Consider the following 26,526-nt stretch of genomic DNA (forward strand, 5'->3'; position numbering starts at 1 on the left):
TCGCATGAATGCTGATTCAACTGAGTCAATTGGCTGTAATTGTCACGAAGTGCAAACACCTGTAAGACATTGGAGGAATTGTGCGAAGAGTGACGAACTAGATTACTGGAATGTTAAGAATTGTAAAGAAAAATCTTTCAAAAAAATATATTTTATTGTAAAATTAAGGAAAAATTTAGGAGTTGATTCTTTATGGGGGGGCTGCAAGGGACAATGCACTGGTCACTGCGGTCAGAGATTGAAAGACACCGTAGAGAGTGCGGCTATACCTTGAGTAAATTAGGTGAATTAACGGGCATCAACCATGGGAGTTTGAGCGAGATTTTGAACGGAAATCCACCGCGGGCTATGACCATTGGTCAATTAGACGCGCTCGCTGCGGTGTTTGGTCGCGAGCCTGGTTGGTTGTACGAATTGTATACGGAAGAATGCATATCAGAGGGGAGAATATCGCGCCCTCGGTTGATACCTTATTTGATTCGATGTGCAGAGGTTGGGCGGCAGGATTGCATAGACGAGGTAGTTCCTAAACTGTTGGAGAATCCGAAGAATATTTCGACCCTCTTTGCCGTAGCAGAGCAGCTATATGAGGAAGGGAAACAGAAACAGTCGGTACCTTTCTATGAATACGTGATTGAAAACGAAAAAGATAGTTACTCTAACCAATTTGTGATGAGTCAGTACAGACTTTTTCGAGTAGTAGTGCAAGGTACGAATTCTGAAGAAAATTGGAAGGCTGTCATTCGATTTGATCCTTATCGAAGGCGCCTACCGGAAAATAACCAGTTAGATGCACTACTACAATTAGCAAATGTTTGTTATACTATCCACAAATGGAGAGAAATGGATAAATATGCCGACGAATTAAAGGAATTGGCTACTATTATCTATGAGGATGAGTTGCGTAGACGAAGAAGCAACAAGGCTAGTGAAATGCTTTCAACTGAACGTCATTTGGTTGTGTACTATGGACAAGCATTTCTCATTAAAAGTATAGCATTAGAAAAACAGGTGATGTACGAAGAAGCGAAGCGATATCTTGATGGATACGCTGATTTAAGCTGGTTTGAACTCCTGGACGAAATTGGTCAAATCGAAGTGCAGAAATTTCGATCATGGGCGACAGCTAATTTGTACACGCTGAACATCCTAATGGGAAATAGTGATGTCATCCCTGATTATATTCATTTCCTTTCTGATCATCCGAAAGAGGTCCTTTCAGGTTTAGTAACGATTGTGAGTGCAGCCAATCAATACGGTTTTTCGATCGATTCGGTATTTGAGCAGTTTGCAGAAAATATTGATCGTTTTGAAGATCGTCTGGACGCTATCGGCATGAGTGAACATATTCAGTTTCGGAATGAAATGGCGATTTACTTGTTTAAAAGAGGGAAGTATGCAGAGGGGCTTAATGAAACGCTTCGATGCCTTAGTTTGTCTGATACCATGAAAGATTACGATAACTTCAAAAAATGTACAGCGCTGTTTTGGATGCATCTGCAATATGCGTCTGATCAACAGAAAGGCAAGTATCAAACTATCCTTACGAAAGGGGCTGTATAGTGATGAAAGGGATTTTACTCTCACTTGCTCTCGTTTTGGGTTTAGGTGTCAATGTTGTAAGTGAACCAGCAAAGATAGGAAACGCTGTAGTAGTCGCTAATTATGGTCATGGAATAGGTGGTTAAATAGATCGTACCTCAAAAACATCCCATCAGAGGGATGTTTTTTTCTATTCAATTTTTCTTAATCGGTGAATTTCTGCACATCCATGTATAGTAATTATATGTAATAAATTGTAAAAGAGAGGGGGCGTTGGATATTACTGCTATCGCAAGTATTTTAGATATGGATGTTTCTTTTCACCCTGAAAACTCCCCCAAAAGAGGAGCAGCATCAGCCCCTAAAAGTAAGTGTACGATCAGGGGTATGGTAAAGGAAATCGGTTGCCATTTAGAGTTGGATAATAGCATCGAACAGCTACGACGGGAAATGATGGAATTGGCAGGAAAGTATGGTCTCTCACATGATAAGGTTTTGGCTGTAAGCGAACAATTAGATAAATATATTGTCATTGCTCAAAACAGATTGAAAATGGAAAAGTAAGTCCTTCTCACACCTCAAGGCCCCCCAAGACCCTTCCATTAACTATTATCTAGGTATTCGCCGACTATAGACATATTTAAGTCGAAGTTCCGAACTGGATGATGAATTGATAGGAAGGTCATTTAGTGCATTTTAAAAAAACTACAAAAATTGTAAAGTTAGGAAATGATAGAAAGGAAGATCCTTTATAGGGGGCTGCAAGGGACGATGCATCGGTCGCTACGGTCAGAAATTGAAAAATGCCGGAGAAAGCACGGTTATACATTAAGCAAACTGGGTGAATTAACGGGTATCAACCCTGGAAGCTTGAGTGAGATTCTTAATGGAAATCCGCCGCGGGCAATGACCATTGGTCAATTAGACGCACTAGCTAAGGTGTTTGGTCACGATCCGGGTTGGTTGTATGAATTATACTCGGAAGAATGTATATCAGAGGGGAGAATATCGCGCCCCCGATTAATACCATACTTGATTCGATGCGTGGAGGTTGGGCGAAAGGATTGCATAGAAGCTACTGTTCCCCAAATGATGGAGAATCCGAAAAACATCTTGATTCTGTTTGCCCTTGCAGAGCAACTATATGAGAAAGGGCAACTGCAAGAGTCGGTGCCCTTTTATAAATATGTGATTGAGAATGAAAAAGATAGCTATTCTGACCACTTTGTGATGAGTCAGTATCGGTTATTTCGTGTTGTACTTGGGACAAATGCAGAAGAAAATTGGGAGAATGTAATTCGGTTTTCTCCTTATCGAAACCGGCTTCCAGAAAACTACCAACTCGACGCCTTATTCCAATTGGCGAAGATCTGTTTCGCTTTGCAAAAGTGGGAAAGATCAGAGCAGTACGGTGACGAATTACGGCTTCTGGCAGACGCTGTTTACAGGCATGAATTGGACAGGATGAAAAGAAACAAAAAAGACGAATCTCTGAAAACAGAGCGCTCTCTCGTCTTTTATTACGGAATAGGACATTTATACAAGGGCGTTTCACTGGAAATGCAAGGACTGTATGAAGAGGCGAAGCAGTATGTGCAAGTTTACGCTGATCTAGAATGGTTTGAATTACTTGATGAAGACGGACGTAAAGAGGTAGAAAGATTCAAAGTATGGGCAAAGGCGAACTCCTACACATTGGAGGTGTTGTCTGGCAATACTAGCATCATTGAAGAGTATGCAGACTATCTCGATAGTCTTCCCACCAATGAAATACTTGCTGGTATGATTTCTATTATGAAATCAGCAAATACCTACCATTTTTGTGTAGATGAGATATTGGATCGCTTTTCTTCGCAAATTGCTAGTTTCGATCAATTTACAGAAGCAATAGGATTAGATCGGCATCTCCAGTTTCGGTATCAGACAGCCATTTATGAGTTTGGTAAAGGGCGAATTGAGAGAGGGATTGAAGAAAGTATATATTACCTTTCTCTAGCAGATTTGATGAATCGACATGATGAGGCTCTTACATACATAGCACTGTTTGGATGGTTAGGGAATTTGAATAAGCGAATAGCTAACCAAAATGAATTAGGTGACTAGTATCTCGTCAAGGTCCTCGTAAATATAGTGTAGAAGGTTTTGGTCAACAATTCTGAGTCAACGTTCCGGACTGAATGACGAATTGATAGGAAGGTCAAGTAGTGTATTTTAGTAAAACGATCAAAACTGTAAAATAGAGGAAAGAGACGAAAGTATAATCCTTTATGGGGGGCTGCAAGAGGCAATGCATCGGTCGCTGCGGTCAGAAATTGAAAAATGTCGGAGAAAGTATGGTTATACATTAAGCAAGCTGGGTGAATTAACAGGCATTAACCCTGGAAGCTTGAGTGAGATTCTTAATGGAAATCCGCCGCGGGCTATGACCATTGGTCAATTAGACGCGCTAGCTAAGGTATTTGGCCACGATCCGGGTTGGTTATACGAACTGTATACAGAAGAATGTTTGTCAGAGCAAAGAATTTCCCGCCCTCGATTAATACCATACTTGATTCGATGCGTGGAGGTTGGGAGAAAGGATTGCATAGAGGCTGCTGTTTCCATATTGCTGGAGAATCCGAAGAACATCTCGATTCTGTTCGCCCTTGCAGAGCAACTATATGAGAAAGGGCAACTGCAAGAGTCGGTGCCCTTTTATCAATATGTGATTGAGAATGAAAAAGATAGTTATTCGAACCACTTCGTGATGAGTCAGTATCGGTTATTTCGTGCTGTATTGGGGACAAATGCGGAAGAAAATTGGGAGAATGTAATTCGGTTTTCTCCGTATCGAAATCGGCTTTCAGAAAACTACCAACTCGATGCTTTATTCCAATTAGCACGGGTTTGTTATGCTTTGCAAAAGTGGAACAAATCAGGGGAGTACGGTGACGAATTGCGGCTTCTGGCAGAAACTGTTTGCATACATGAATTGGACAGGTTGAAAAGAAACAAAAAAGGGGAACCCCTGAAAACAGAGCGCCATCTTGTCTATTATTACGGAATGGGACATTTATATAAAGGCGCAGCACTGGAAATGCAAGGACTGTATGAAGAGGCGAAGCAGTATGTGCAAGTTTACGCTGATTTAGGATGGTTTGAATTACTTGATGAAAACGGACGTAAAGATGTAGAAAGATTCAAAGTATGGGCAAAGGCGAACTCCTACACATTGGAGGTATTGTCTGGCAATACAAGCATCATTGAAGAGTATGCAGATTATCTCGATATTCTTCCCACCATTGAAGTTCTTGCTGGTTTAAATGCAATTATGAAATCCGCTAACACCTACCATTTTTGCGTGGATGGGATTTTAGAGCGCTTTGCCTCCCAAATTGCTAGTTTCGATCAATTTACAGAAGCAATTGGATTGGATCGACATCTTCGGTTTCGATATCAGATGGCTATTTATGAGTTCGGTAAGGGAAGGATAGAGAGAGGAATTGAAGAAACGATATATTGCCTTTCTCTAGCGGATTTGATGAATCGACACGACGAGACCCTTACATACATAGCATTGTTTGGATGGTTAGGGAATATGAATAAGCGAATAGGTAACCAAAATGAATTAGGTGGCTAGTATCCCGTTAGGTCATTGAATATATCGTAGATTGATGAAACATCCTCTGCCAGGATGTTTTTTTATGCTAAATTTTTCAATCGGTAAAAACCTGCATAATAATTTATGGTTAATTATGTAACTTATAACAAAAATAAGGAGGTTTTAAAGCGATGTTTTTATATGAATATTAGAAATGTAAGAGTGTTTCTGAAATGAGGAGCCGCAGATGCGACTAAAAGCAAGTGTACGATCAGGGTGTGGATAGTCTATTTTTATAAGGAGGATATTTATGAACAAGATAAGAAATAGTTTTGTCACTGCACTTTCTGCATTAGTATTGTGCTTAGCTGTTGTTCCAACTTTTGCAATGGCGGAACAAAAGGTTGAATTATCTAAAAGTAGTGGAAGTTCATTGAAGAACAGCATGAACAAACTAAATATTGATATACAAACTCAAGATGAGCTTATTAACAAATTACAAAATGGTCAGATGTTAGACTCTGAAAATCCTAAAGAACTATCAAAGGTTCCTGAAGACGCATTAACTCCAAGTTTGGACGACCCGGTCAAAAGATACACGTTCCCTGATGGCTCTGTGATTGAGAATGGTATAGAGATTATTTCTAAAACTGAATTTGATAAAGATGGAAATGTGTTGGCAGAGTATAACAAAGGAAATGCTGGTGAAATTGGTACACTTTCTAGCGAGGAAATCATTAAAAGCAAATGTGGATCTGGATATTGCATTTACACATTAAAGGTTTACCATGATAGAGCTGGAGTCGAAGCTTATTTTATGGCTACAGTTAACATTATTAATGGCGGTGCTGATAAGATTACATCTGTAGGGGATTATTACATCTATACCCTTTATGGTAGCTCTTCAAATGAGAACCTGGATATTAACCGTGGAACAGAATTGGAAGGTAGTGCGCCAGCAGCTGCAACATTAAAATTCACATGGAGTGCCGTTGGTTCTTCTACCATGAAACTTAGGCTTAATGTAGAAAATGATAGTTATTATTCCTCTGCATCTTGGTAATACCCAAATAAAAAATCGCTGATCCATATGGGATCAGCGATTTTTTTATTTATCTTTCATTTTTTTATCAATGATAGAAATCTTCTCATCAATTTCATTCAATTTCTTCATATACTTTTTATGGTTATTTAACACTGTTACTATAACCACTAGAACTAACAAGATTATAAGCAAACCTACAATTTGGACTACTAGGCTTCCTGAATTCACAGTTAATTCTCCGTAATCTAACAACTTATTTACCTCCTATAAAGTTGATTTTATACCATTATACACCATTTGATCAAATGCAAATAGATCTCCTCACTGTAAACTTTGCTTGACGCATTAGTCTGGCAATACAAGCATCATGGAAGAGTATGCAGACTATCTCGGTAGTCTTCTCACCAATGAAGTTCTTGCTGGTTTAAATGCCATTATGAAATCCGCTAACACCTACCATTTTTGCGTGGATGAGATTTTAGAGCGCTTTGCATCCCAAATTGCTAGTTTCGATCAATTTACAGAAGCAATTGGATTGGATCGACATCTTCGGTTCCGATATCAGATGGCTATTTATGAGTATGGAAAAGGGCGGATTGAGAGAGGAATTGAAGAAACGATATATTGCCTTTCTCTAGCGGATTTGTTAAATCGACATGACGAGGCTCTCACATATATAGCATTGTTTGGATGGTTAGGGAATTTGAATAAGCGAATTGGTAACCAAAATGAGTCAGGTGGCTAGCATCTTGTTAGGTCATTGTGAATTTATCGTAGATTGATGAAACATCCTTTGGCAGGATGTTTTTTTATTCCATTTTTTGCAGTCGGTAAAAATATGCATAACGTTTTATGGTAAATTTGTAATTAGATGTAAAAATAAGGTGGTGAAAAATGGTTAATATTGCATGAATATTAAGCGATTTAGGAACATAACTAAAAAGGGGGCCGCAGGGTCACTAAAGGCCACTAAAAGCAAGTGTACCATCAAGGAAATCGTAAAAGATGTAAGTTGTCATTTCGATTTGGAAAAAAATCGACAGTAAGAGTTCTCAAATACGAGTTTGGTATACTGAGTATCGTGTATATGAAAGTAGTGAGAGTGATAGATATTTAGATTATTATTACTTAAGAGCTGATCATGACTTTGATGGACAAGATCTTCCGAATTCTATTAACGATTTAACAGGTTTTAAAGCTCAATGGTGGGCTGATCAAAGTGGCATGGATTTATTGGATCCAGAACCCAAAAGTGATTCTAATCAAGATAAGATCACAATAGGTATTCCAGGTGGAGTTTCATGGGATATATATCTTGAACCTAATTTAGATATCAATCTTGATTTTGAACTTGATACTGATCATGCGGTATGGGAAGTTGAGAATTATTCACTTTCTTCAAACCTCCCTATATCTAACGACAACAAAGATTTTGATTTCACTAAGGGGGTTTATATTGAATCAGATGACGATAATGACGGATTTAGGATGAATGTATTTTATGAAGGCTGGACTGACTTTAACGTTGACTTCAATGATACTAGTGAATGGAATATTCGTTATGATATTATATTTGAAGATTCACAAGATGATATTGATATGGGATAAGTAACAGCTTAGGTTAAAGTGGACAGTAATGTTCGCTTTAACCTTTATCACTATTCGAGGTGAGAAGATGAAAAGTTTTTTTGGAGGCATTATTCTGTCATTAGGATGTATTTTGATGATTCTAAATTTTTATTTATTTGAACTGGTGGATACGACATCATTTACCACTACGGATATAATTTATTATATCTTCATGATTGTATCAGGGGGCATCATTTTTTATGGCCTTAGCATTATCTTTAAAATGGATAATAAAAGACAAAAGCGGAAGCGGGATTAAAAGAAGTTTAATTGTTTAATACTCAACTCCACAGCTCAAATTAGGTAGGTAAACCAAGTAATGGAGCCTCGATGCTTTATTCCAATTAGCACGGGTTTGTTTTGCTTTGCAAAAGTGGAACAAATCAGGGGAGTACGCCGACGAATTGCGGCTTCTGGAAAAAAACGTTAGGGAGGGCTTCCTTCCCTTCTAATTGTATTTTTAGTAAGGGGCGGATGTATCATGAAAAAAAAAGTAGTACTAGGTATTATGCTCCTGTTTTTGCTTAGTATGATTGGGTTATATATGAATTTTCAGGCACATGGTAAAACGTATGGGTGGGTTATAGTAACAAACAAATGGGTAGAAAATGACAAATATTTTCTTAGTATCAAGCATTTTTGTATAAATAACGAAACTGAATTTTGTAGCAATGAGAAGACAATTAGAATTGGAGAGGAGGTAAGCTTGTTAAGCTCCTCTCCTGTAAAGAGTAAAACACTTAGCGCTAAAGAGGCATATGATCAAATCGAACAAAATGGTAAGTATGTTTTTGGCTATATTTTCATTGAGGGAAGAATGTGGCCATTAAATATGCCTAATACATTAGTTGAATTTAAACAATACAACAAAAAAATATAATCAAAGTATTTTGTTGTTACTTTTAATTCAAGATTAATGAAAACAATGGAACATGAGATTACGAAAAGGAAGAATAATTTGAATTTGCTTCCAGATAGCCGGTTATCACTAGCAGCGTAACCGGCTATTTTTGTGTCTAAAACTCCTTAGCCTTGTAAACCCACATTTTCGTTTTTCTTGTGGCATCCATATTAAAGTGTGTTAAAGTGCGTTTATATAATTACCCATAAATCACTAGCCATACGATCTATTTTTTCAGCATCTCGGATGGACTCTTACCACTGACTAAACAAATTATGAGGAGTGTGTTTGATCTGTCTAAAATATGTCGTAATGCTTTGCTTGTTGTAGTTCTTAGCTCAATGACTCTACTTGGCTGCTCCAATATATCTGAAAAAACTGAAGATATTACTGTTAATTCTGCTCAATCGGACACTTTGGAGAAAGTAAAAAATGGGCAATTAGAAGGTGTCTTAATTGGCATCGGAGCAACAAAGAAAGAGGTTCTGGATAAAATCGGAACCCCCGTCGAGAGTGGAAATTCTGAGTATGGATTCACAATATACTATGATGGTTTTGATTTACAATTCGAAGACTATGCTAATTCAATTGATGAAGTAAAGGATACGAGTAAAGTCGTCCTAATGAATGCCGAACCAAAGACTGTAGGAATGACTGGAAAACCTGAGGAAATCAAGAGAAAATTAGGAGAACCCTCTAGAGAGTTTATGGATGACTCAGGTGATCATACGTTTATATTGGAATACGAAAACAATGGAAACCTACTAAGATTTACGTTTGATTCAAAAGAAAGTCCAGTAAAGTATGTTACCCTTCGAGTCCAATAAGCCAGACTATCTAGCTTATTGTGGCCTGAATTCTGAAAAATTAGTCCATAAAAAAAGAGACGGTTTTCCCGCCTCTTCTCTTTTACTTGTGCAACCCAGTTAACTCTGTTTTTCTACCATTCCGTTTCTGTTTTGTGTTCAATGATTGGCAATAATTTTGGTTCAATTGCTTTCATCATTTGTTTCAGTGAATGCTCGGAGATCGGTACTCCATCACCTTGAAGTTGTCCTCTAGCCTGTGTTTCTGCAATCACATCAATCACTTGTTGTTTCGAGACATTCTTAGATGCTGCAATCTCCACAACAGTTTTACCTTTTGCTAATTCTTGTTTTAATTCTGTCGGGCTCATTTTTAGTAAAGCAAACAGTTTTTCATCGTTTAAAAAGGCATCCGCGGTATAATCAGGCTTACCATTTAAAGAGAATAGACCTTCTACTTTAATGTTTGAAGGTTTTTGACCTGTAGGAATGCCTACGATCTTAGTAACACTAATGGTATTGTCCTGAACAAAAACCTGGTAGACCGGTTTATCGAACATCTCATTGGTGTAATTCAACATCCATGTTTTTTGATTTGGATTCTCCATTTGCTCTATAGCAATCTCGTACTGTTCGACGTTGCCATACATTTTATCAATAAGATCATTCACCTTCGCCTTGATTTCCTGATCGGTTAAAGTAATGAGTGACTTCTCCTTAGGCTCCCAATTCTCTTGAATCACGTGTTCAATCTCACCCGTACTACCGTTTGTATGGAGGGTAATCTTTTTGCCGGTTCCTCCTTTTTCCTGTAGTGCGATGCTTGTTTGGTTCACGTTGATTAAATTTTCCCCTTTGGATACATCACCTTGAACGTTGCTTGCATCGATAATCTCAAACGATTTTGTTTCAGGAAATGCGAGATACAGCTTCTCAAGCGTTGATTTGCCAACCTCATCCACCTTGACTTGTTCAGTAGTCATCGGTGTTCTTGTAGGCATGTCAATCACGGCAGAAGCCGCAAATGCTGCAGCTGGAATCAAAATCGCAGTGGCAACCATTCCACCAATTAATCGTTTTTTCATAATTACTTCGCTCCTTTTTTGTTGTAAATAATGAGATAGGATTGTTCTATTTGTTCTTTGAATAAGCAGCTTACACACTATATTGCCTCTTTAGCGGAAAAAGGTTCGGTTCATATCTTATTTTTTTGCATCGTGAGCAGACCCCATGCCCATCAAGCGAAGGAATTGGTCTATCATTTTGTAGGAAGGAGAATACTAATGATTAGCATTAAGAATTTAAAATCCACAAAAAAAATAGCATTAGCTACTATTGGTTTTATAACAATTGCAGGACTTGCTGTTTACTATATAGGTGACTTAAAAAAACAAAATTTTCTTTATTCCAGTGATTCAGATTATAGAATAGTTTCTGGTGAAGCAATGTTAACCGAGACATTCACTGACGTGGAGGGTCTGGCTGAAAATGCAGATATCATAGCCGAAGCTGAAGTTATTTCTCAAGAAAATAACGCTAATTATGAAAGACTAGATGTGTATACAGTCTCTGAATTAAGATTAACAAAAGTCTATAAAGGTGATGTAGAGATAGATGATACAGTATCTGTACTGGAAACTGGAGGGGAATTCGATGAAAGAGAGGCGGCCAAATATTTCGCAGGAAAGCCAGGACCTAAATTAGTGAATGATGATAATGGTGAACCCAGAATGACATCGGTAGGGATTGAAGGAAGTATTCCTATGAAAGAAGGAAATAAATATTTTGTTTTCTTAACAGAAGATAAAGATGACGTCTATAACATAGTAGGGTCAGTTCAAGGAAAAATAAAGATTAATGACGAGAACACACTTGTATCCCAAGTTTCACCGGAAGTAATAGAACATAATAATCTTTATTTTCTGCAAGAAAATTATTCAGGGCAGAATATTTCTGAGCTTAGAAACGAAGTTGAACAACTCCTTTCTTCCCCTCCCAAATAGCTCCCCAAAGTCTATCTCAACTACAAGATCATTACGAAGTGGACAGGAAGAGAAGATAACTGATATTACAATGGAAATCGGGGCTTAGGTGCTCCCTGTTTTCGTTGTAATTACATGGGGGAGGTTTTTTCAATGCAAATACTATTCATTCCTCGTCTTTGTGATTTTCCTTCATATCACAAAAGTGTATAACTTCATCGAGAGCAGACTCAGCCCGCTCGATTTCGCCATAGTCGTTGGTATGGGAGTTTTTTGGCTATTACTTAAATGTTGTGAATACTTATCGGGCGTATTGGAAAAGGTATGTATCTCGAGTTCGAAATAAAAGTATGGCGGAGGGATTGCAATGGAGGACATTATCGTAGAGCCGGGAATAGGGATTGGCCCCATAAAGTTAGGAATGACTAGGGAAGAAGTAAAGGCTCATGAGCAAGAATGGCCGCTGAAATATGTGACATTTCTGATACAGTATGAGGAGAACAAAGTGAGTTTTATCGAAGTTCCCATAGATACATACAATTTCAGCGGAGGATTCAGTTGTTTTGTTTACGGTATCGATGTGGTACATACGAAGGTGACACAATTAGCGGAAAAAATCGATAAGATATCAAATTATACGCGGGATGAAGGTGCAAAGTGGGGCAACAGGTACGCTTTTCCTGAGATAGGTTTAGGTTTTTGGCGAGATGGTGTCTTAAATGAAGAAGATTTAGAAACAGAAGAATTTAAAAATTTGGACCCAATAATACAAGAGGATAGTCTAAGGAATCAATATTTCAGTACCGTTTTCATCATGTATCCAATGGTTTAAAGGGGGCATTATCCAACAAGGTAACAAGAAGCCCACGTTAAGGACGCGATTTCTCGCATCTTTTTTTGTTTCTAGCACAGTCACATATGACCTCGAAATTAATCCCGATAGTGGCATGTTTTCGTTGTAATTACATGGGGGAGGTTTTTTCAATGCAAATACTATTCATTCCTCGTCTTTGTGATTTTCCTTCATATCACAAAAGTGTATAACTTCATCGAGAGCAGACTCAGCCCGCTCGATTTCGCCATAGTCGTTGGTATGGGAGTTTTTTGGCTATTACTTAAATGTTGTGAATACTTATCGGGCGTATTAGAAAAGGTATGTATCAAATTCAAAATGAAAGTATGGCAATTGTATGTGGTCACTATCATTTTGTATTTCTTATTTTAGTTCCTTACGCATAATATTCACCCGTTTCTGTTCAGGGGACGGGTTTTTCTATGTTCAGTATTTTTTCGCCTATGTAGCGTGAACCAAACTCCGCGTTCTCGTGAATATACAGTAGAGCAAAAACGAAGGGAGGGAACGCTGTGGATGAGTGGGAGTTGATTGCCAAATGCCAAGAGGGCGAGCCTGAAGCCTTTGAACAATTGGTCAAGCCCTATCTGGCGATGGCATACCGGACAGCGTATTTGATCATTCATGACAAGCATCTAGCACAGGACGCCGTTCAGGAAGGGCTCATCGAAGCGTATCAGCACATAGACCGACTCGATAAAAAACGGGGAGTGGCCTTTCGCAATTGGCTATACCGGATCATTACGTTTCGGGCTCTGAATCTGGTACGCAAGCAAAAGCCTGTAGTGGAATATGAGGAGATGATCCCGGAGGAGGCGCTAACGCCGCTGGATAACGTGATCCAGCGAGAAGAGCAGCGGCAAATATGGCGGGCGGTTCGCAGCATGAAGGCGGAGCATCGCGCGGTTATTATTCTTTACTATTACGAGGGCTTCAGCGTGTCGGAGATCGCCAAAATTACGGGTTCCTTTGAGGGCACGGTCAAATCGCGCATGCATAAGGCCAGGAAGCTGATTGCGCAGCAATTGGAAAAGGAATGCATTCCATCTGATTTTTTGCGGGAAGGGGCAATGACTCATGACTAACGAGGAGCGGCAGATCCAAGAGACGCTTAGGAAAGTAGCGGGAGTTGTCGAGACACCGAGTTTTCAAATGCCAAGCCAGAATAACGCATTGCAGGTGAGAGGGCGTCCGTTTTACCGAAGCAAAAGATGGGCTTCCATCGGCATCGCTTCCGCTGTCGTACTCGGGCTGCTCGGAACCATGCAAGTGTCCCCAACATTTGCGGCCTATGTCAAATCGATCTTTGCACAAGACGGGTTCGACGAAGGATTGCAACAGGCGGCGAGACAAGGCTTCTCTGAAACATCGAATCTTTCTGTTACCGATCAGGGAATTACCTTGGAGGTAAAGGAAATCATTGCTGATCCGGTGCAGGTAATGGTTGCTTTAATGATTAAGCAGTCGGATGGCAAGCCGTTGCTCCCTACATATACGTCAGCGACAAACGCAGAATCCAATGCCGTTGAATTGCTGGATGCCAATGGGGAGGTCATGACTGACAAGTGGGGAACTAACTTTGAAGAAAATGTGGGATTCGTCCGGTTTATCCTCGGGGAAAAAGAACAAGAGCTCCTTCCGAAGACGTTGTCGATACATTTTGATGAAATCGGTGATAGAAAAGGACACTGGAAGCTGCAAGTTCCGATCACGATGGCAAAAACAACAGCCGCAACAACTGTGCTGCCTGTCAAACAAACGCAAGTGACGAAGCATGGATTGAAGATGACCTTGCACCAGATCGTCAACACGCCAACGGCTACTCGAATTGAGCTGGAAACACAATGGACAGAGGCGGCCAAAAAACAACTGGAACAAGAAGCAAAAAAGCTAACCGGAAAGACCACGAACCCCGATTATGCTCCATTTCTTCCGTATCAGCAATATAGGCTGGGATATTACTACGAGGGAGCAGATGGCAGCAAGGGGAAGGAAAGAATCATATCTAATTCTTATTCCATTGATCGCTATGGGCATTTCCGTTGGACCAATGACACCGATCCGTTGCCAAAAGGCAAAGCAGCGACACTCGTCATAAATAGCCTCCATAAGGCGATCCCGTACGATATGAGTGTCACCTTCCATCCGGATGAATTGAACAAGAAGCCAGCGATCAAACAAGTGGGAGAAGATATCTTTACGTTGAAAAGCATCAAGCTGGCAAAAGATGATGATTCGGAAAAACAGCAAATGGAAATGGAGATCGAGGTACAATCCAAAGATATTACGAGGATTTATTTGCCTTGGTGGGTACTTCAAGATGGGCAGGGGACAACCTACCGGGCTAAAATGGGTCATCAATCCAAGGGACCCGTTGATCAGTCAGGACGCGAGCAAGCAACGTACAAAATTCGGCTGGAGGACAGCAGAGATTGGGAAGGAGGAGAAATAACCAAGCTCCCGGAGCAGCTCACGCTACGCCTGGATGCTGTTCAGAAAAAATATCCACTCGAGTGGCGAATTCCAGTTACCCATCCATAAAGATAAAACCGCCCCGTACAAAGGGCGGTTTTTCATGTTTATTTCGCGACCAACTGCGGCTCTTTCTGCCCAAGTCGGATCGTGGCTTCGCTTGGAATCCACATGCCTGTGTTCTCGTCACGTCCTTGCAGGACTACCGTTGGGTTGGCCTTACCCATCTGTTCAGCACCCTTGGTAATTTGCTGCCCAATTTTTCCGCCCTTAACGCGGTTCACGACGAGAGCGAGCTGCACGCTGTCCAGCTCTGTCATCATCTCGAAATCACCGTTGCTATCGCCCGCGATGAAGATAGGACCATGACCATACTTTTTCACCAATACATCCTGGATCACTTCCGTCTTGCCGTGGGCTACCGTGATCGGGTAGTCAGGCTGGTACACATTCGTGATCCGTCCGTTTTCTGTTTTCAGACGCATGCCGATGATGTTCTCCGATGGGAGATTGTAGCCATATTTCGGGAGAGTGGCGAAGACACGAACGACATCCTCCAAGGAGGCACTCACGACATACACGTCGATGCCATTAGCACGCAGCGTGTTCATCAGGTTTGCGACTTCGGAAGTGAGGCGCAGACCCGTTGTATGGGATGCTTTCACCACGCCTGCTTTGCCTGCCAACGATTTCGGGCTCGTCCAGCTTACTTTTTCAATCGCCATGCCTAGGCTGTGATCATTGGATGCTTCCGCCAATTGTTGCACTTCTTCCACTGTCATGTTGGTGAAGAGGTAGAGGATCCACGGATAGCCAATCGAGGTGCTGTGCGTATCGTTGATCGCTTCATACAAGAAAAACAGTTTGGCTTTGAAATCTGCGAATTGCTCTGTTGCTGTTACTTCCTCCAGCGACTTCGTTCCTTTAAGACCTTGATAATTTTGATATAAGTACGTGTAGTCGGCTACGAGATCAGTCGCGATGGCATCGAGTGTGACAGGCTTGCCGTCGACATTTTTATACGAGTCGGAAAATGGTCCTTCTGGTACATTCGTGCGGATGACCTTCCCGAATTCTTCTGGTGTGAGCTTGTAAGCCAAGTGGTTAATCTGGTAAACAAACAGCGCTTCTTCTGTGTCATGCATGATGCTCGTATTGTCCCAGTCAAAAACGGCATACGGCTTCTTTTTGGCATTGTAGGCGGCACTCTTGATTCCGTTTTTCTCAATCAATTCATGGACAGCTTGATAAGTTGCAGGTGCCCATTTCCCCTTGTCGAGCATCTGCACGTTGGTGTCCTTGGCCAAAGCTGGCATCTGCATCGCGAGTAGAGCGACGATCATCAGCATGGTCAGCCACCACGTTTTGGGTTGTGCTTTTCTGTGTGACATGGTTGTCATCCCCTTTTCTTTTTCTCGATCCCCCAAATGAAAACGTTATCATTTTTTCAAAAGAAAAAGGCCTTCCCCGCGCCTATTAATAAAGCGCGGGTAGAAGACCTCATTGTCTTAAGCGTTTTCATTTGTATTCTAATCATACTAAATTTAACAGCAAAAGCAAGAAGATTCCGATAAACATAATAAGGGCAGGACTAACGATCCAATCTAGCGAAGACAGAAGAGTTTGCAAGAAAAAAGTGGATATAATCTAAACCATAAGATAGATGAGAAGGATGATGCGGCATGACGTTGATAGAATCCAGCAAAGGCATTTTGATGAATTGCTTGGCATTGCAGGCGAATGAGACATTTTTGGTGGTGGCCGACGAGAGGAAGCGGGACATCGGTGAGGCGCTCTGGGAAGCGGGTAAACAGCTCGGGGCAGAAGCGATGCTGATGGTCATGAAGGAGCGGGAAAAGTCCGGTCAAGAGCCTCCTGCGGCTGTTGCAGCGGCGATGAAGAGCGCAGATGTGGTGGTATGTGTGACCCAGCACTCTTTGACGCATACAAAAGCACGAAAAGAAGCAGCAGCGAATGGTACGAGACTGGCTACCATGCCAGCTATTACGGAAGACATGTTCCTTGCGGGAGCGATTTCCGCTGACTATACACAAGTAAAGGCACTCACCGAGCGCGTGACCGAAATGCTGACCCGAGCAAGTACCGTGCGGATCGAAAAAGCGGGCAAGTCCCTGACGTTTTCCATCGCAGATCGCAATGGGGTGCCGAGTACGGGTATGTACGTCAATCCTGGTGAATCGGGCAACTTGCCTTCCGGGGAAGCGTACATTGCCCCACTGGAAGGGACAGCAGAGGGACAAATCCTCGTCGATGGCTCCATCGCGGGTATCGGAAAAATTGATTCGCCCCTGCTACTGACGGTCCAAAATGGTCGGATCATAGAAGCAGAAGGAACAGCGGGTGAACGCCTTCTGCAAATGCTTGGGGACCAAGACGGGCGGATGCTGGGTGAATTCGGAATTGGAACGAATGATAAGGCGCGTATCACGGGAGTTGTGTTAGAGGACGAGAAGGTGTACGGAACGATTCACGTAGCCTTTGGTAGCAACAACACGTTTGGCGGGACGATTGTCGCGGGGGTACATATTGATCTGGTTGTCAAAGAGCCAGATGTGTATTTGGACGACAAATGTATCATGAAGAGCGGAAAACTATTGGCAACATAGGACAGACTAGATGGATAGGAAGGATGAATCCCGATAGTAAATGTTGTAATATGGGAGAAATCCTAGAGGTGGATGTGGTGTGATGGCAATGTTTGAAAAAATATTTGCGATTATAACAATAGGCAACCTGATCTTGGCTGCCGTTCTTATTTTCATGGAGAGGCGAAACATTGCGGCCACCTGGGCCTGGTTGATGGTTTTGCTGTTTTTGCCGGGCATCGGGTTTATCGTTTACCTGATTTTTGGACATAAGCTAAGCAAGAAAAAGCTGTATCGGCTCAAGGAAGGGGAATTTTCTCATTTTCGGGCTGCGGTCGATAGACAAAAGCAGTTGCTTGCCCATGGTGAACTACAGGTGAACGACCCTGAGATGGAGAGACACTGCGACATGATTTTCATGAACGTGGTAAGTGATGGAGCGTATTATACGCAGGATAATACCATTCAGGTTTTTAAGGAAGGCCATAGTTTGTTCAACCTCATGTTCAAACAGATGGAGGAAGCACGCGAGCATATACATTTGCTCTACTATATTTTGAATGACGATGATTTAGGGAAACAGCTCATTCAACTGTTGACGAAGAAGGCAAAGGAGGGCGTCGAGGTTCGATTGCTCTATGATGCGGTAGGTTCTTCTGGTGTCTCATCCCGGTTCCTGCGCCCACTGGTAGAAGCAGGGGGGGAAGTCGCCTCCTTTTTCCCGGCGAAGATTCCGTTCCTGAATTTTCGGGTCAACTTCAGGAATCATCGCAAGCTGACGATTATTGATGGCAAGATTGGCTATATCGGAGGCTTCAACATCGGGGATGAATACTTGGGCAAGGATAAGAAGCTGGGGTATTGGCGTGACACCCATCTGCTGATAGAGGGAAGAGCGGTGTACATGCTGCAAGCACGCTTTTTCCTGGACTGGAATTTGTCTGCACCGAAAAGAATGCATGAGTCACTCGTGTATTTTCCAGAAATCCATGAGGCCGAGGGCACGATTGGCGTTCAGATTGTATCGAGCGGACCAAACTCGGAAAAAGAGCAAATTAAGCATGCTTTTTTGAAGATGATTTACAAGGCACGGAAGAAGATTTACTTGCAGACGCCGTATTTCGTTCCCGATGAAAGTATGCTGACCGCACTAAAAATGGCGGCAATGTCTGGGGTAGATGTGCGGGTCATGGTCCCGGGAAAGCCAGATCATTTGTTGGTATTCTGGGCGACTCACTCTTATCTCGGCGATTTGCTAAAGAGCGGTGTGCGCTGCTACCTGTACGAAAAAGGCTTCATGCATGCCAAAGCCATTGTGGTCGATACCCAGTTGTCGTCTGTGGGAACGGCCAATGTCGATATTCGCAGCTTCAAGCTGAATTTCGAGACGAATGCGTTTATGTACGATTCGAAAATGGCAGAGGAGCTGGAGGAACTGTTTGTCTCCGATCTGGCTGATTGCCGGGAAATGACATTGGGAGAATATGTGAATCGACCGCTCCGTTTGCGCTTGCTGGAATCGTTGACGAGGTTGTTGTCTCCCCTTTTATAATAGCGGGACTGGAAAGCAAAAGAGGACCTGTTAGCCTATGTGAACAAACACGGGCTGGCAGGTCCTTTACTATTTACGCTTTATGCGGTACCGTGCGTGACACCCATCTCCGTCAAGTATTGACGGTAAGCGATGCTCGCACGATCGCATTTTAAGGACAGCTCTATTTGCAGATCGAGTGGCAGGTCCTCAGGCTTTTGATTTTCCACGATCGGTTTATCTTGTGCAAAGATGAGGTTTTGGAAGCTAATGATTTCCTCATCGGAAAGGTTCGTCTCATAATTAAAAGAAAGTACACCATAAGCTACGCTTCGCTCTTCATCCAGCGGCATCACAGTAAGCAAAATAGACATCAGATTGCCGTTCTCTGCATCGCGTTTCGTGAATTTTACCGTGAGTGGACGGAGGATTTCGTAGGTGTAATAGACGTGCTTCGCTTGACCAGTCCCGTCCGGGTCAGGCTGAAAAATCTTGATCTCATCCGTGCGAATAACACCGTTCTCGTCGCGGTGAACGCGGTAATCCCCGATTTCCATATGTGTTTCGACACCCAAATAACCCTCATGAACGACAGCCAGATGGCCTACATCCAAAAAGTTCTCTACGATGCGTGGAGGCTTGGCCGTTACTGTCTGTGGCCCCCAAATGACATTTCGGAAACGATGATCCTCAAATTCCGGCAGGGCAAAAAACTCAGGAGATTGGTTGTTGAGATTCACCCACACGAATCCATAACGCTCTGCACAGCCGTATAAAATAGCGCGGGCCTTGCCCGGTATCGCTTGATCGGCAGGCAGCTGAGGGATTTTTACACAGGCGCCGGATGCTTCATATTCCCATCCATGATACGGACAGACCAGCTTTCCATCTCGGACACAGCCCAGAGACAGGGCAGCGCCTCTGTGAATACAGAGGTCTTTAAACGCATGGATTCCTTCTTCGTTGCGGAAGAGGACGACCCGCTCGCCCATAATGGTGACCTGGATCGGGCGGTCTTGCACATCCACCGAACGACAGGCGACGATCCACTCATTACGCAGCACGGTATCTTGCACGATCATTGATGAGACACTCCTTTGTCGATACTTCGGTTATTCACCCATTGTAGCGGGAGATCAGAAGGGAAGTCAACAGAAAACGCGAACATTATTAAGTGTCATCACCTATTTATTACGTGAATAGTTGCCTAAAAACGGATTTATCCGTTATAATCCCACTTATATCGTTCGTGATTAGCTAAATTACCACTAGGGAGGCCTTTTGAAAGTGGAACAACATCGAGAAAGCAATCAGCTTGTTGTGGGCGTCGATGACAAAATCAGTGTGGGCAAGGCGTTTTTACTTGGTTTGCAGCATGTGTTAGCTATGGACTTGTACATTGCTCCTATTATTATTGCTGGGCTGCTGACCATGGACGCTTCAAGCACTTCTTTCTTTATTCAAATGTGTTTTCTCGCGACGGGTATCGGGACGTTGATCCAGACTGGGTTTGGATTGCGTTTGCCTGTTGTGCAAGGCCCTTCTTATGTACCCATCGGTGCGCTGGCTGCGATCGGCAGTAAGCTGGGGATGGGTGCGATGATTGGTAGCATGATTCCTGGAGCGTTGTTTGTGGCCCTGATGGGTTATCCATTGAAGTGGTTTGCCAAAGCGGTTCGCAAATTCATTCCACCGCTAGTCGGCGGGACGGTGATCATCATCGTGGGCATTGCCTTGATGCCAACAGGGATGGGAAACATTTATCACTCCCCGGGAAATATTTGGACAAACATTTTAATTGCCGCCGTTTCTGCTAGTGTGCTTGTCATCTGTATGCTGCTTGGCACAAGAGCAAAGGTTGCGGGTGCGTTTTTTAGACTTGTATCTGTCCTGATTGCGATTTTCGTCGGAACGGTAACGGCTGCTTTTTTTGGAACGGTAGATTTTAGTCCGGTTGGACAAGCACCGTGGCTGTCCATGCCGAAGCTGTTTCCGTATGGAGCTCCTGTATTTGATCTCAGTGCTGTTTTGACGATGCTTTTTGTTTATTTGATTATCATGATTGAAACAACAGGGACTTGGTTCGTCGTCTCTACAGTAACGAACAGTGATTTGACCGAGGAGCGACTGAATCGCGGTGCTGTCGGTGAAGGCTTGGGGTGCTTTGTTGGGGCATTGTTCGGAGGTACACCAACGACTGGCTATTCCTCCAATGCTGGGTTGATCGCGGTGACAGGAGTAGGAAGCCGGATGGCGATTATGGCTGGAGGATTGATCTTGATTGCCCTTGGGTTGGTGCCGAAGCTGTCGGCGGCGATTACCTGTATACCGGAGCCAGTCATCAACGGAATTTTTGGGATCGTGTGTGTAGCGATTGTGGCGAACGGAATCAAAGTCATTCAAAACATTACGATTGATGATCGCACGATGATGGTCATTGGTCTGCCGATCCTGCTGACAATGGCGGTAACGGTCCTGCCGAAGGACGCACTCGCAGGAGTACCAGATTTCGTGAACTACATTTTATCGTCAGGTATTACAGTAGGGGCGTTGGCAACGGTGCTTTTGAATCTGCTTATTCCAGAAGGCAAAAAGAACCGAGCGAAGGTTCCAGAACAACAGCCTGTCAGCAATTGATAAAAAAACAGCCCGCGAAGCTTAGCTTCTGGGCTGTTTTTGCATGGTTATTTTTTCGTTCCGGTCAAATATTGCACAGCTTCATCCAGCTGCTTTTCAATTAGAATGGCGTCGTATCCTAGCCATCTGTCCACGTCGACAACATAAACATGGTTATTTTTGACGGCAGGCAAGTTTTTCCACAGACTGCTTTGCTCGATTTCTTTTAGATATTGGGTGGCATCTTCGCCTGGGAACAGCATCAGGAAAATATGGTCGGCCGTATATTCTGGCAAAAGCTCCATTGACAGGTCATTTGACCAAAACAGCGGGTCTTTTTCAATCTCGGTTTTGATGAGTGCAGGTGGCGTTAACTGTAGATCGTTGTACAAAACATGCCCCATATTACGAGCGCCGTACATTTTGATTGTTTTCGCACGGACGTTCATAGCTGCGACGGTCTCGTTTTTTCCGATCTTGGCTTGTACGAGCTTGCGAGCTTCTTCCACCTTTGCTTTGTACTTTTCTTCCCAAGCCTTTCCTTCTTTCTCCATGCCTAGTGCTTCCGCTACCTTCTGTACATGACCAAAGACATCGTGTTGATCAAAATCGATGGCAACAACGGGAGCGATTTTTGTCAGCTTCTCATATACTTGTTGTTCGTCATCGGAGCCTGTCAGGATCAAGTCAGGCTGCAATTCAAGGATTTTCTCCAGATTGTAAGCATCATAATCTCCCACGACTTCGATGCCACTGACCAGCGGAGCCATGTCGGCACCTTCCATATGTCCCTTCAGTGCTCCGATTGGCTTCACACCTAGAGCAAGCATAGAGCCCACATATTGCAGGGCTACGACACGTTTTGGCTTCAAGGGAATGGTGGATTCGCCTTTCGCGTGCTTCAATACGCGTGTTTCGCTACCTTTGTTCTCTTGTGCAGGTGCCGATGGATTAGGGCTGGCTGTCTGACCGCATGCAGTGAGCAAGAGCAAGGAAAGAATCATGAATCCGGGAAGCCAAGCCTGTATGCGTAATCGTTTCATTCGTATATCCTCCAAGGTTGAAAATGATTCTCAATAACAAGGATCATCTTACCCTGAACCTGCTCTTATTATCCATGGAGAATATTCCGTTTTTCTTTGGACAATGTGGCGGTGGTTGATTGAGTCAAAATATGGACAGCCTCTTCCAATTGAACGTCGAGGGAGAGGGGGTCGTACGAAAACCAGATCGGGTTGAGTACGGCTACCTGGCCTTTTTGCACAGCCGGAATCTGTTGCCAGACATCCTGTTCCATCAGCTTTTTGAAATGTGACCGTGAGAGATCATCATCGAAAATGTGGACAAACAGCCAATCGGCGGCGTACTGACTCAATTGAGCCTCGTTGATTTGGGTCGCCCAAAAATTTGGGTTCCGTTGCAGCTCCTCTTGAATCATTTTGGGCGGCGTCAGCTTCAAAGATTTGTACAGCACGTGTCCGATATTTCTTGCGCCGTATGCCAATAGGCTCGTAGGACGCACATTGAGGATCAAGAATGTTTCGTTCTTCTGAATATGAGCGTCGATGCATTGCTTCGCCTTTACAACCTTCTGTTCATGTTGCTTGAGCCACGAGTGTGCCCGATCCTTCATATCAAACATATCGGCCAACATGTTCAAATGACCGAATACATCTTGCGCAAGCCAGGGAAGTGCAAAGGTAGGGGCAATTTTGGAGAAAGCAGCGCAATCTCTTGTAGATTCCGTCAAAATAAACGTCGGTTGCAATGGTTTGATCAAGTCTGGTGTGTTCTCGGGCAGGCTAACGATTTCATCTGCTTCTTTCACGCGTAATTGCTCGCGTAAATATAAGACTTGCTCTTCCGGAGCGCCAATCGGTCTGATTCCGAGAGCCAATAAATACTCAGCATAGTGGAAGGTGATGGGAGCCAATTGCTTCTGGTTCATGCGGACAAAGACAGTGGGCGATACCCCAATCTGTTGCTTGAAACGTCTGCTGAAGTAAAACTCATCCGCATATCCGACGAGGCGTGCCACTTCACGCAAGCGTTTATTCGATTCTCGCAGAAGTGTCTTCGCATGCTCCATCCGACAGCTTGTCAAATAATCAATCGGGCTTTTTCCTACCTTTTTCTTGAAGAGCTCGGCGTAATACCGAGGGGTCAGGCCAGCTCGATTCGCCAAGTCATCCAAGGAGATGGACTCCGCATAATTCGCATGGATGTAGGAAATCGTCTGATCGATGACTGTGGACGTCTCTACAGCAGCTTGTCGCTCTGCATGCCTCCATATCAGATGCAGCAATTGCTGAAAGTGAATCTGATTTTGAAACACTTCCAATGGCTCACTGGCGTGCTGGTGGGCGTACAAAGTGAGGGCAAGCTCCGTGCAGTTGTCGATCTGGCTGAAGACATTTTGTTTTTGGTCAAGCTGCCAGGAACGATTCGGGATATAGGCATTGGTGAGCGGATCTTGTTGTTGCAGTACGTCAAAACAGAACACAAGGAAGCGGAGTGGATCTTCTGTATCAGCCCGTACTTGTCTGGAAGATTCTCGTGGAATGATGAGAACACTTCCCTCTGGCATGTTGGCTTGACCCGATTCGTCCAGCATGCTACCTGTTCCTTTTGTCACGATGAGTATGGCATGAGTAGATTCCCCTGAAAATAGCCATTCTTCTGCTTGGGACAAGGTGATCTGCTGTATGTCTTTTAGAAGAAACAAAGAAGTTGGCGGTAGAGACGTACTTGTATGTGCAGCACGATTGTCGCGCATGATGACCTCACATTTCCATTAAGATACCAATTCGAAGGACTCGGTTACGACGATGCTTCCCTTGACAGATTGGACCATCGGGCAATTTTTGCTCGCGGCTTCAATAGCTTTTTGCACTTTTTCTTCTTTCATATTTTCACCCGTAATGATGAAGTGGAGGTGAATTTTTTCAACCCGATTTGCCTCTGCCTCATTTCGCTGCACATCTGCTGTTACTTTCATATCCGTGCACGGCATTCTCATCTTGTCCAATACTTTTCGCAGAACACCGCCACTGCAAACAGCGATAGAAGAGACCAAGAGCTGGTAGGGGCGAAAGCCATACTGTTCATCACCTGATACGTGCAGCTCACCGTAGGACAGTTGAGTGACAAAGCCATTTTCTTTCGCTTGAAATTCCATGCGTAACCCTCCCCTGAAATGGTTTTTCTTCATTATAAGGAAAAAGGCTCCCGCGCGACAGTAATCTATCGGTACAGGAACCTTTTATCTTTTGCTATTCCTTCACTGCTTTCCCATTTTGCAAGAGAGACTGGATGCAACGAGGAAGCATGTCTTTTAACGTATCGAATGCATAGTCGATGTCCAGACGTTCTGTCCACTGATGGGCGTCACGTCCGACTGGCCCGAGGTTCATGACAGGTACATCAAAAGCTTCGAGCTCTTGAAGTGGTATGGAGTAGCCGTTGTCCCACAAAGGCATGTTTGCTACCAATGGCTTCATGGATGCCGCCGGATATTGGAGTCCGACGTAGCTTAAGTCAGAGATACCGCCAAAGTAGTTTTGTTTGACCAAATTGACCTGGTGCTGATCTCTCGCGTATGCTTTCATCTCTTCCATCGTTTGCTGGATCAGAGGCTGATTGCGCGAGCTAACTGCCGGGTAAAACGGTGGTGCGAAGAACAAGATCATCATCGGCGACAGTTCTTTGCACAGAATCGCTAATTGATCCACCAGCTCGATCGTGGTGTCGCGATCGTCCTTGTCGCCGCGATTGGTGATCACATCTGCTTCCAGCTGGCGAAGCTTTTCTTCCCCGTACGTTTTCTTCGCATAGGCATACAGTTCTTCGTAAGTCATGACGGAAATGGACAGATCCCGCGGGCTAAACGGCGCAAAGTTGGCAAACTGGCTCGCGTGCTTGAGGTAGTTTTGCTTCATGCGCTCTGCGACATTTTTTGCCGATTCCAGCAGCGGCTCTACGACATCCTCCATTTGCTTTTCCAGCAGGAACAGGTTGAACAGCGTCACAGCACGGTGCGGAATTTGCACAGAGTACTCTTTTTTCAGATCCTTTTGAATCAGGTTCGTTGGCGGAGGAGATGCTTCTCCCTCGACGACCTCGCAGAAGGATGTGTTCAGCTCGAGTTCACATGTAATTTGAGAGGCCATGTAATTGCCGTTTAACCCAGCAAAAGGCTCACCGACATGTGTTTCTTTGCCGTAGCAGAGGAAGCCTGGCAGCACTTTTCCGATAGAGCCTGTGTACAAGTACGTATTCGTATCCCCTGGATAGCGGGTAAACATCGGCTCGGAGTTGAGCACGGTCGTGTAGCTCAGGTCGAACTCTTCGGCGATTTTCAGCAGTGCTGGGACTGCTGCACGCATCCCGACAGAATTTACCTCTTCGTCAGGGACGGTCAGAAGCAAAATGTTGCCGTCGAACTCTCCAGCAATCGCTTGCTCAATCATCGACATGTGCAGCGTTAGTCCGCATTTCATATCCATGGTGCCACGGCCAAACAGCCAGTTGCCGGTACGAATATCCTGTTGAACGTCTGCTGGCATATCCGCTTGGTTTTGTTGGAAGAGAGGAGTGAGGGTCTTCGGATCAAAAGCATGCTTCATCCAGGCGCCGTAATCCTCGACATCGACCACATCAAAATGGCTGACGAGAATAACCGTGTCTCGTACCCCTTCTTTTTTAACCAGAGCAGTGACAAAATGGCGCCCGTCCCCGGTCGGATTCGCACGCACATGATCGGGATTGGCTTGATAATAAGGCAGGGTACGCAGCTGATCGACGACGTAGCCAGGCAAGTCCTTCTCGGCAGATGATCCTGTAATGCTTGGGATGCTTACCAAATTGCACAAGAGATCAACGAGTTGCTCTTTTGTTTGCCATTTCTGCATAAAAAACGCCTCCGTTTTCCGTATAGTGAAAACTGTTTCCGGTTAGTGGGCAA

At 43.5% G+C, this 26,526-nt stretch carries 24 protein-coding genes; 16 read left to right on the forward strand and 8 right to left on the reverse strand.

The features are described from left to right. Nucleotides 1–192: 192 nt before the first annotated feature. The 5 genes from ACFVS2_RS24610 to ACFVS2_RS24630 all read left to right on the forward strand — a co-directional run bounded on the left by ACFVS2_RS24610 (nt 193) and on the right by ACFVS2_RS24630 (nt 6,185). Nucleotides 193–1,563 (forward strand): helix-turn-helix domain-containing protein, encoded by a 1,371-nt coding sequence (locus tag ACFVS2_RS24610; protein ID WP_390238573.1) that lies wholly within the window; start codon nt 193–195, stop codon nt 1,561–1,563. Between the two features lie 252 nt (nt 1,564–1,815). Continuing rightward, complete coding sequence (locus tag ACFVS2_RS24615) at nt 1,816–2,106, forward strand: aspartyl-phosphate phosphatase Spo0E family protein (RefSeq protein WP_390238576.1); 291 nt, start codon at nt 1,816–1,818, stop codon at nt 2,104–2,106. A 207-nt stretch (nt 2,107–2,313) separates the two neighbouring features. Continuing rightward, nucleotides 2,314–3,645, forward strand: a complete 1,332-nt coding sequence (locus ACFVS2_RS24620) for a helix-turn-helix domain-containing protein (protein ID WP_390238577.1) — start codon at nt 2,314–2,316, stop codon at nt 3,643–3,645. Nucleotides 3,646–3,829: 184 nt separating this feature from the next. Continuing rightward, nucleotides 3,830–5,161, forward strand: a complete 1,332-nt coding sequence (locus tag ACFVS2_RS24625; RefSeq protein WP_390238580.1) for a helix-turn-helix domain-containing protein — start codon at nt 3,830–3,832, stop codon at nt 5,159–5,161. 271 nt (nt 5,162–5,432) lie between these two features. Continuing rightward, entirely contained in the window at nt 5,433–6,185 is a 753-nt protein-coding gene (locus tag ACFVS2_RS24630) for a hypothetical protein (RefSeq protein ID WP_390238583.1), read from the forward strand. Between the two features lie 45 nt (nt 6,186–6,230). Here the strand turns inward: ACFVS2_RS24630 and ACFVS2_RS24635 are convergent, their stop codons facing one another. Continuing rightward, complete coding sequence (locus ACFVS2_RS24635) at nt 6,231–6,419, reverse strand: hypothetical protein (RefSeq protein ID WP_390238586.1); 189 nt, start codon at nt 6,417–6,419, stop codon at nt 6,231–6,233. A 115-nt stretch (nt 6,420–6,534) separates the two neighbouring features. On the opposite strand from ACFVS2_RS24635, the gene ACFVS2_RS24640 reads away from it, so the two are divergent. From ACFVS2_RS24640 to ACFVS2_RS24655, 4 genes are all read left to right on the forward strand, one after another. Continuing rightward, nucleotides 6,535–6,912 (forward strand): hypothetical protein, encoded by a 378-nt coding sequence (locus tag ACFVS2_RS24640; RefSeq protein ID WP_390238589.1) that lies wholly within the window; start codon nt 6,535–6,537, stop codon nt 6,910–6,912. Nucleotides 6,913–7,391: 479 nt separating this feature from the next. Next, a complete protein-coding gene (locus ACFVS2_RS24645) occupies nt 7,392–7,775 on the forward strand; it encodes a hypothetical protein (RefSeq protein ID WP_390238592.1) in 384 nt (127 codons plus the stop codon). A gap of 502 nt (nt 7,776–8,277) precedes the next feature. Next, on the forward strand, nt 8,278–8,676 hold the full coding sequence (locus ACFVS2_RS24650; protein ID WP_390238595.1) for a hypothetical protein: 399 nt from the start codon (nt 8,278–8,280) through the stop codon (nt 8,674–8,676). Nucleotides 8,677–8,972: 296 nt separating this feature from the next. Then, the gene (locus tag ACFVS2_RS24655) at nt 8,973–9,524 is read left to right on the forward strand and encodes a YjgB family protein (RefSeq protein ID WP_390238598.1); all 552 of its coding nucleotides are present in this window, start codon (nt 8,973–8,975) and stop codon (nt 9,522–9,524) included. Nucleotides 9,525–9,637: 113 nt separating this feature from the next. On the opposite strand, the gene ACFVS2_RS24660 is transcribed toward ACFVS2_RS24655, so the two are convergent. Then, the gene (locus ACFVS2_RS24660) at nt 9,638–10,588 is read right to left on the reverse strand and encodes a hypothetical protein (protein ID WP_390238601.1); all 951 of its coding nucleotides are present in this window, start codon (nt 10,586–10,588) and stop codon (nt 9,638–9,640) included. 198 nt (nt 10,589–10,786) lie between these two features. On the opposite strand from ACFVS2_RS24660, the gene ACFVS2_RS24665 reads away from it, so the two are divergent. The 4 genes from ACFVS2_RS24665 to ACFVS2_RS24680 all read left to right on the forward strand — a co-directional run bounded on the left by ACFVS2_RS24665 (nt 10,787) and on the right by ACFVS2_RS24680 (nt 14,879). After that, entirely contained in the window at nt 10,787–11,506 is a 720-nt protein-coding gene (locus tag ACFVS2_RS24665; RefSeq protein WP_390238603.1) for a hypothetical protein, read from the forward strand. Nucleotides 11,507–11,852: 346 nt separating this feature from the next. Continuing rightward, the gene (locus ACFVS2_RS24670; protein ID WP_390238606.1) at nt 11,853–12,317 is read left to right on the forward strand and encodes a hypothetical protein; all 465 of its coding nucleotides are present in this window, start codon (nt 11,853–11,855) and stop codon (nt 12,315–12,317) included. A 533-nt stretch (nt 12,318–12,850) separates the two neighbouring features. Continuing rightward, the gene (locus ACFVS2_RS24675; protein ID WP_390238608.1) at nt 12,851–13,423 is read left to right on the forward strand and encodes an RNA polymerase sigma factor; all 573 of its coding nucleotides are present in this window, start codon (nt 12,851–12,853) and stop codon (nt 13,421–13,423) included. Continuing rightward, nucleotides 13,416–14,879, forward strand: coding sequence for a DUF4179 domain-containing protein (locus ACFVS2_RS24680; protein WP_390238610.1), 1,464 nt, complete (start codon nt 13,416–13,418; stop codon nt 14,877–14,879). Before ACFVS2_RS24675 ends, ACFVS2_RS24680 begins: the two co-directional genes overlap by 8 nt. Before the next feature lie 38 nt (nt 14,880–14,917). Here the strand turns inward: ACFVS2_RS24680 and ACFVS2_RS24685 are convergent, their stop codons facing one another. After that, nucleotides 14,918–16,201 carry a haloacid dehalogenase-like hydrolase gene (locus tag ACFVS2_RS24685; RefSeq protein ID WP_390238613.1) on the reverse strand — a complete coding sequence of 428 codons (1,284 nt, stop codon included), beginning with the start codon at nt 16,199–16,201 and terminating at the stop codon, nt 14,918–14,920. 291 nt (nt 16,202–16,492) lie between these two features. Here ACFVS2_RS24685 and ACFVS2_RS24690 point away from each other — a divergent pair, with 291 nt between their 5' ends. Both ACFVS2_RS24690 and cls read left to right on the forward strand, forming a co-directional pair. Continuing rightward, nucleotides 16,493–17,437 (forward strand): aminopeptidase, encoded by a 945-nt coding sequence (locus ACFVS2_RS24690; RefSeq protein WP_173619817.1) that lies wholly within the window; start codon nt 16,493–16,495, stop codon nt 17,435–17,437. Between the two features lie 82 nt (nt 17,438–17,519). After that, on the forward strand, nt 17,520–18,968 hold the full coding sequence (gene cls / locus ACFVS2_RS24695; protein WP_390238616.1) for a cardiolipin synthase: 1,449 nt from the start codon (nt 17,520–17,522) through the stop codon (nt 18,966–18,968). 80 nt (nt 18,969–19,048) lie between these two features. Here the strand turns inward: cls and ACFVS2_RS24700 are convergent, their stop codons facing one another. Then, the gene (locus ACFVS2_RS24700; protein ID WP_390238619.1) at nt 19,049–20,029 is read right to left on the reverse strand and encodes a Rieske 2Fe-2S domain-containing protein; all 981 of its coding nucleotides are present in this window, start codon (nt 20,027–20,029) and stop codon (nt 19,049–19,051) included. Between the two features lie 205 nt (nt 20,030–20,234). On the opposite strand from ACFVS2_RS24700, the gene ACFVS2_RS24705 reads away from it, so the two are divergent. Then, entirely contained in the window at nt 20,235–21,584 is a 1,350-nt protein-coding gene (locus tag ACFVS2_RS24705; protein WP_390238621.1) for a uracil-xanthine permease family protein, read from the forward strand. Nucleotides 21,585–21,631: 47 nt separating this feature from the next. Here ACFVS2_RS24705 and ACFVS2_RS24710 read toward each other — a convergent pair whose 3' ends face one another. The 4 genes from ACFVS2_RS24710 to ACFVS2_RS24725 all read right to left on the reverse strand — a co-directional run bounded on the left by ACFVS2_RS24710 (nt 21,632) and on the right by ACFVS2_RS24725 (nt 26,473). Continuing rightward, nucleotides 21,632–22,606, reverse strand: coding sequence for an ABC transporter substrate-binding protein (locus tag ACFVS2_RS24710; protein ID WP_390238623.1), 975 nt, complete (start codon nt 22,604–22,606; stop codon nt 21,632–21,634). Nucleotides 22,607–22,674: 68 nt separating this feature from the next. Continuing rightward, nucleotides 22,675–24,339, reverse strand: a complete 1,665-nt coding sequence (locus ACFVS2_RS24715; RefSeq protein WP_390238625.1) for a helix-turn-helix domain-containing protein — start codon at nt 24,337–24,339, stop codon at nt 22,675–22,677. Between the two features lie 18 nt (nt 24,340–24,357). Then, nucleotides 24,358–24,741 carry an OsmC family protein gene (locus ACFVS2_RS24720; protein WP_007720051.1) on the reverse strand — a complete coding sequence of 128 codons (384 nt, stop codon included), beginning with the start codon at nt 24,739–24,741 and terminating at the stop codon, nt 24,358–24,360. 94 nt (nt 24,742–24,835) lie between these two features. Continuing rightward, nucleotides 24,836–26,473: a M20/M25/M40 family metallo-hydrolase gene (locus ACFVS2_RS24725; RefSeq protein WP_390238628.1), complete on the reverse strand. Its 1,638-nt coding sequence runs from the start codon at nt 26,471–26,473 to the stop codon at nt 24,836–24,838. Between the last annotated feature and the right edge of the window lie 53 nt (nt 26,474–26,526).

Source organism: Brevibacillus sp. NPDC058079 (assembly GCF_042885155.1).
GTDB lineage: Bacteria > Bacillota > Bacilli > Brevibacillales > Brevibacillaceae > Brevibacillus.

Excerpts from the sequence above, each read along its gene's own strand:
- ACFVS2_RS24715 (WP_390238625.1), bottom strand. The coding sequence starts at position 24,339 with ATGCGCGACAATCGTGCTGCACATACAAGTACGTCTCTACCGCCAACT.
- cls (WP_390238616.1), top strand. The coding sequence starts at position 17,520 with ATGGCAATGTTTGAAAAAATATTTGCGATTATAACAATAGGCAACCTG.
- ACFVS2_RS24670 (WP_390238606.1), top strand. The coding sequence starts at position 11,853 with ATGGAGGACATTATCGTAGAGCCGGGAATAGGGATTGGCCCCATAAAG.
- ACFVS2_RS24625 (WP_390238580.1), top strand. The coding sequence starts at position 3,830 with ATGCATCGGTCGCTGCGGTCAGAAATTGAAAAATGTCGGAGAAAGTAT.
- ACFVS2_RS24700 (WP_390238619.1), bottom strand. The coding sequence starts at position 20,029 with ATGATCGTGCAAGATACCGTGCTGCGTAATGAGTGGATCGTCGCCTGT.
- ACFVS2_RS24710 (WP_390238623.1), bottom strand. The coding sequence starts at position 22,606 with ATGAAACGATTACGCATACAGGCTTGGCTTCCCGGATTCATGATTCTT.
- ACFVS2_RS24680 (WP_390238610.1), top strand. The coding sequence starts at position 13,416 with ATGACTAACGAGGAGCGGCAGATCCAAGAGACGCTTAGGAAAGTAGCG.
- ACFVS2_RS24725 (WP_390238628.1), bottom strand. The coding sequence starts at position 26,473 with ATGCAGAAATGGCAAACAAAAGAGCAACTCGTTGATCTCTTGTGCAAT.
- ACFVS2_RS24685 (WP_390238613.1), bottom strand. The coding sequence starts at position 16,201 with ATGTCACACAGAAAAGCACAACCCAAAACGTGGTGGCTGACCATGCTG.
- ACFVS2_RS24645 (WP_390238592.1), top strand. The coding sequence starts at position 7,392 with ATGGATTTATTGGATCCAGAACCCAAAAGTGATTCTAATCAAGATAAG.
- ACFVS2_RS24720 (WP_007720051.1), bottom strand. The coding sequence starts at position 24,741 with ATGGAATTTCAAGCGAAAGAAAATGGCTTTGTCACTCAACTGTCCTAC.
- ACFVS2_RS24620 (WP_390238577.1), top strand. The coding sequence starts at position 2,314 with ATGCATCGGTCGCTACGGTCAGAAATTGAAAAATGCCGGAGAAAGCAC.
- ACFVS2_RS24630 (WP_390238583.1), top strand. The coding sequence starts at position 5,433 with ATGAACAAGATAAGAAATAGTTTTGTCACTGCACTTTCTGCATTAGTA.
- ACFVS2_RS24640 (WP_390238589.1), top strand. The coding sequence starts at position 6,535 with ATGGAAGAGTATGCAGACTATCTCGGTAGTCTTCTCACCAATGAAGTT.
- ACFVS2_RS24655 (WP_390238598.1), top strand. The coding sequence starts at position 8,973 with ATGAGGAGTGTGTTTGATCTGTCTAAAATATGTCGTAATGCTTTGCTT.
- ACFVS2_RS24610 (WP_390238573.1), top strand. The coding sequence starts at position 193 with ATGGGGGGGCTGCAAGGGACAATGCACTGGTCACTGCGGTCAGAGATT.
- ACFVS2_RS24690 (WP_173619817.1), top strand. The coding sequence starts at position 16,493 with ATGACGTTGATAGAATCCAGCAAAGGCATTTTGATGAATTGCTTGGCA.
- ACFVS2_RS24665 (WP_390238603.1), top strand. The coding sequence starts at position 10,787 with ATGATTAGCATTAAGAATTTAAAATCCACAAAAAAAATAGCATTAGCT.
- ACFVS2_RS24650 (WP_390238595.1), top strand. The coding sequence starts at position 8,278 with ATGAAAAAAAAAGTAGTACTAGGTATTATGCTCCTGTTTTTGCTTAGT.
- ACFVS2_RS24660 (WP_390238601.1), bottom strand. The coding sequence starts at position 10,588 with ATGAAAAAACGATTAATTGGTGGAATGGTTGCCACTGCGATTTTGATT.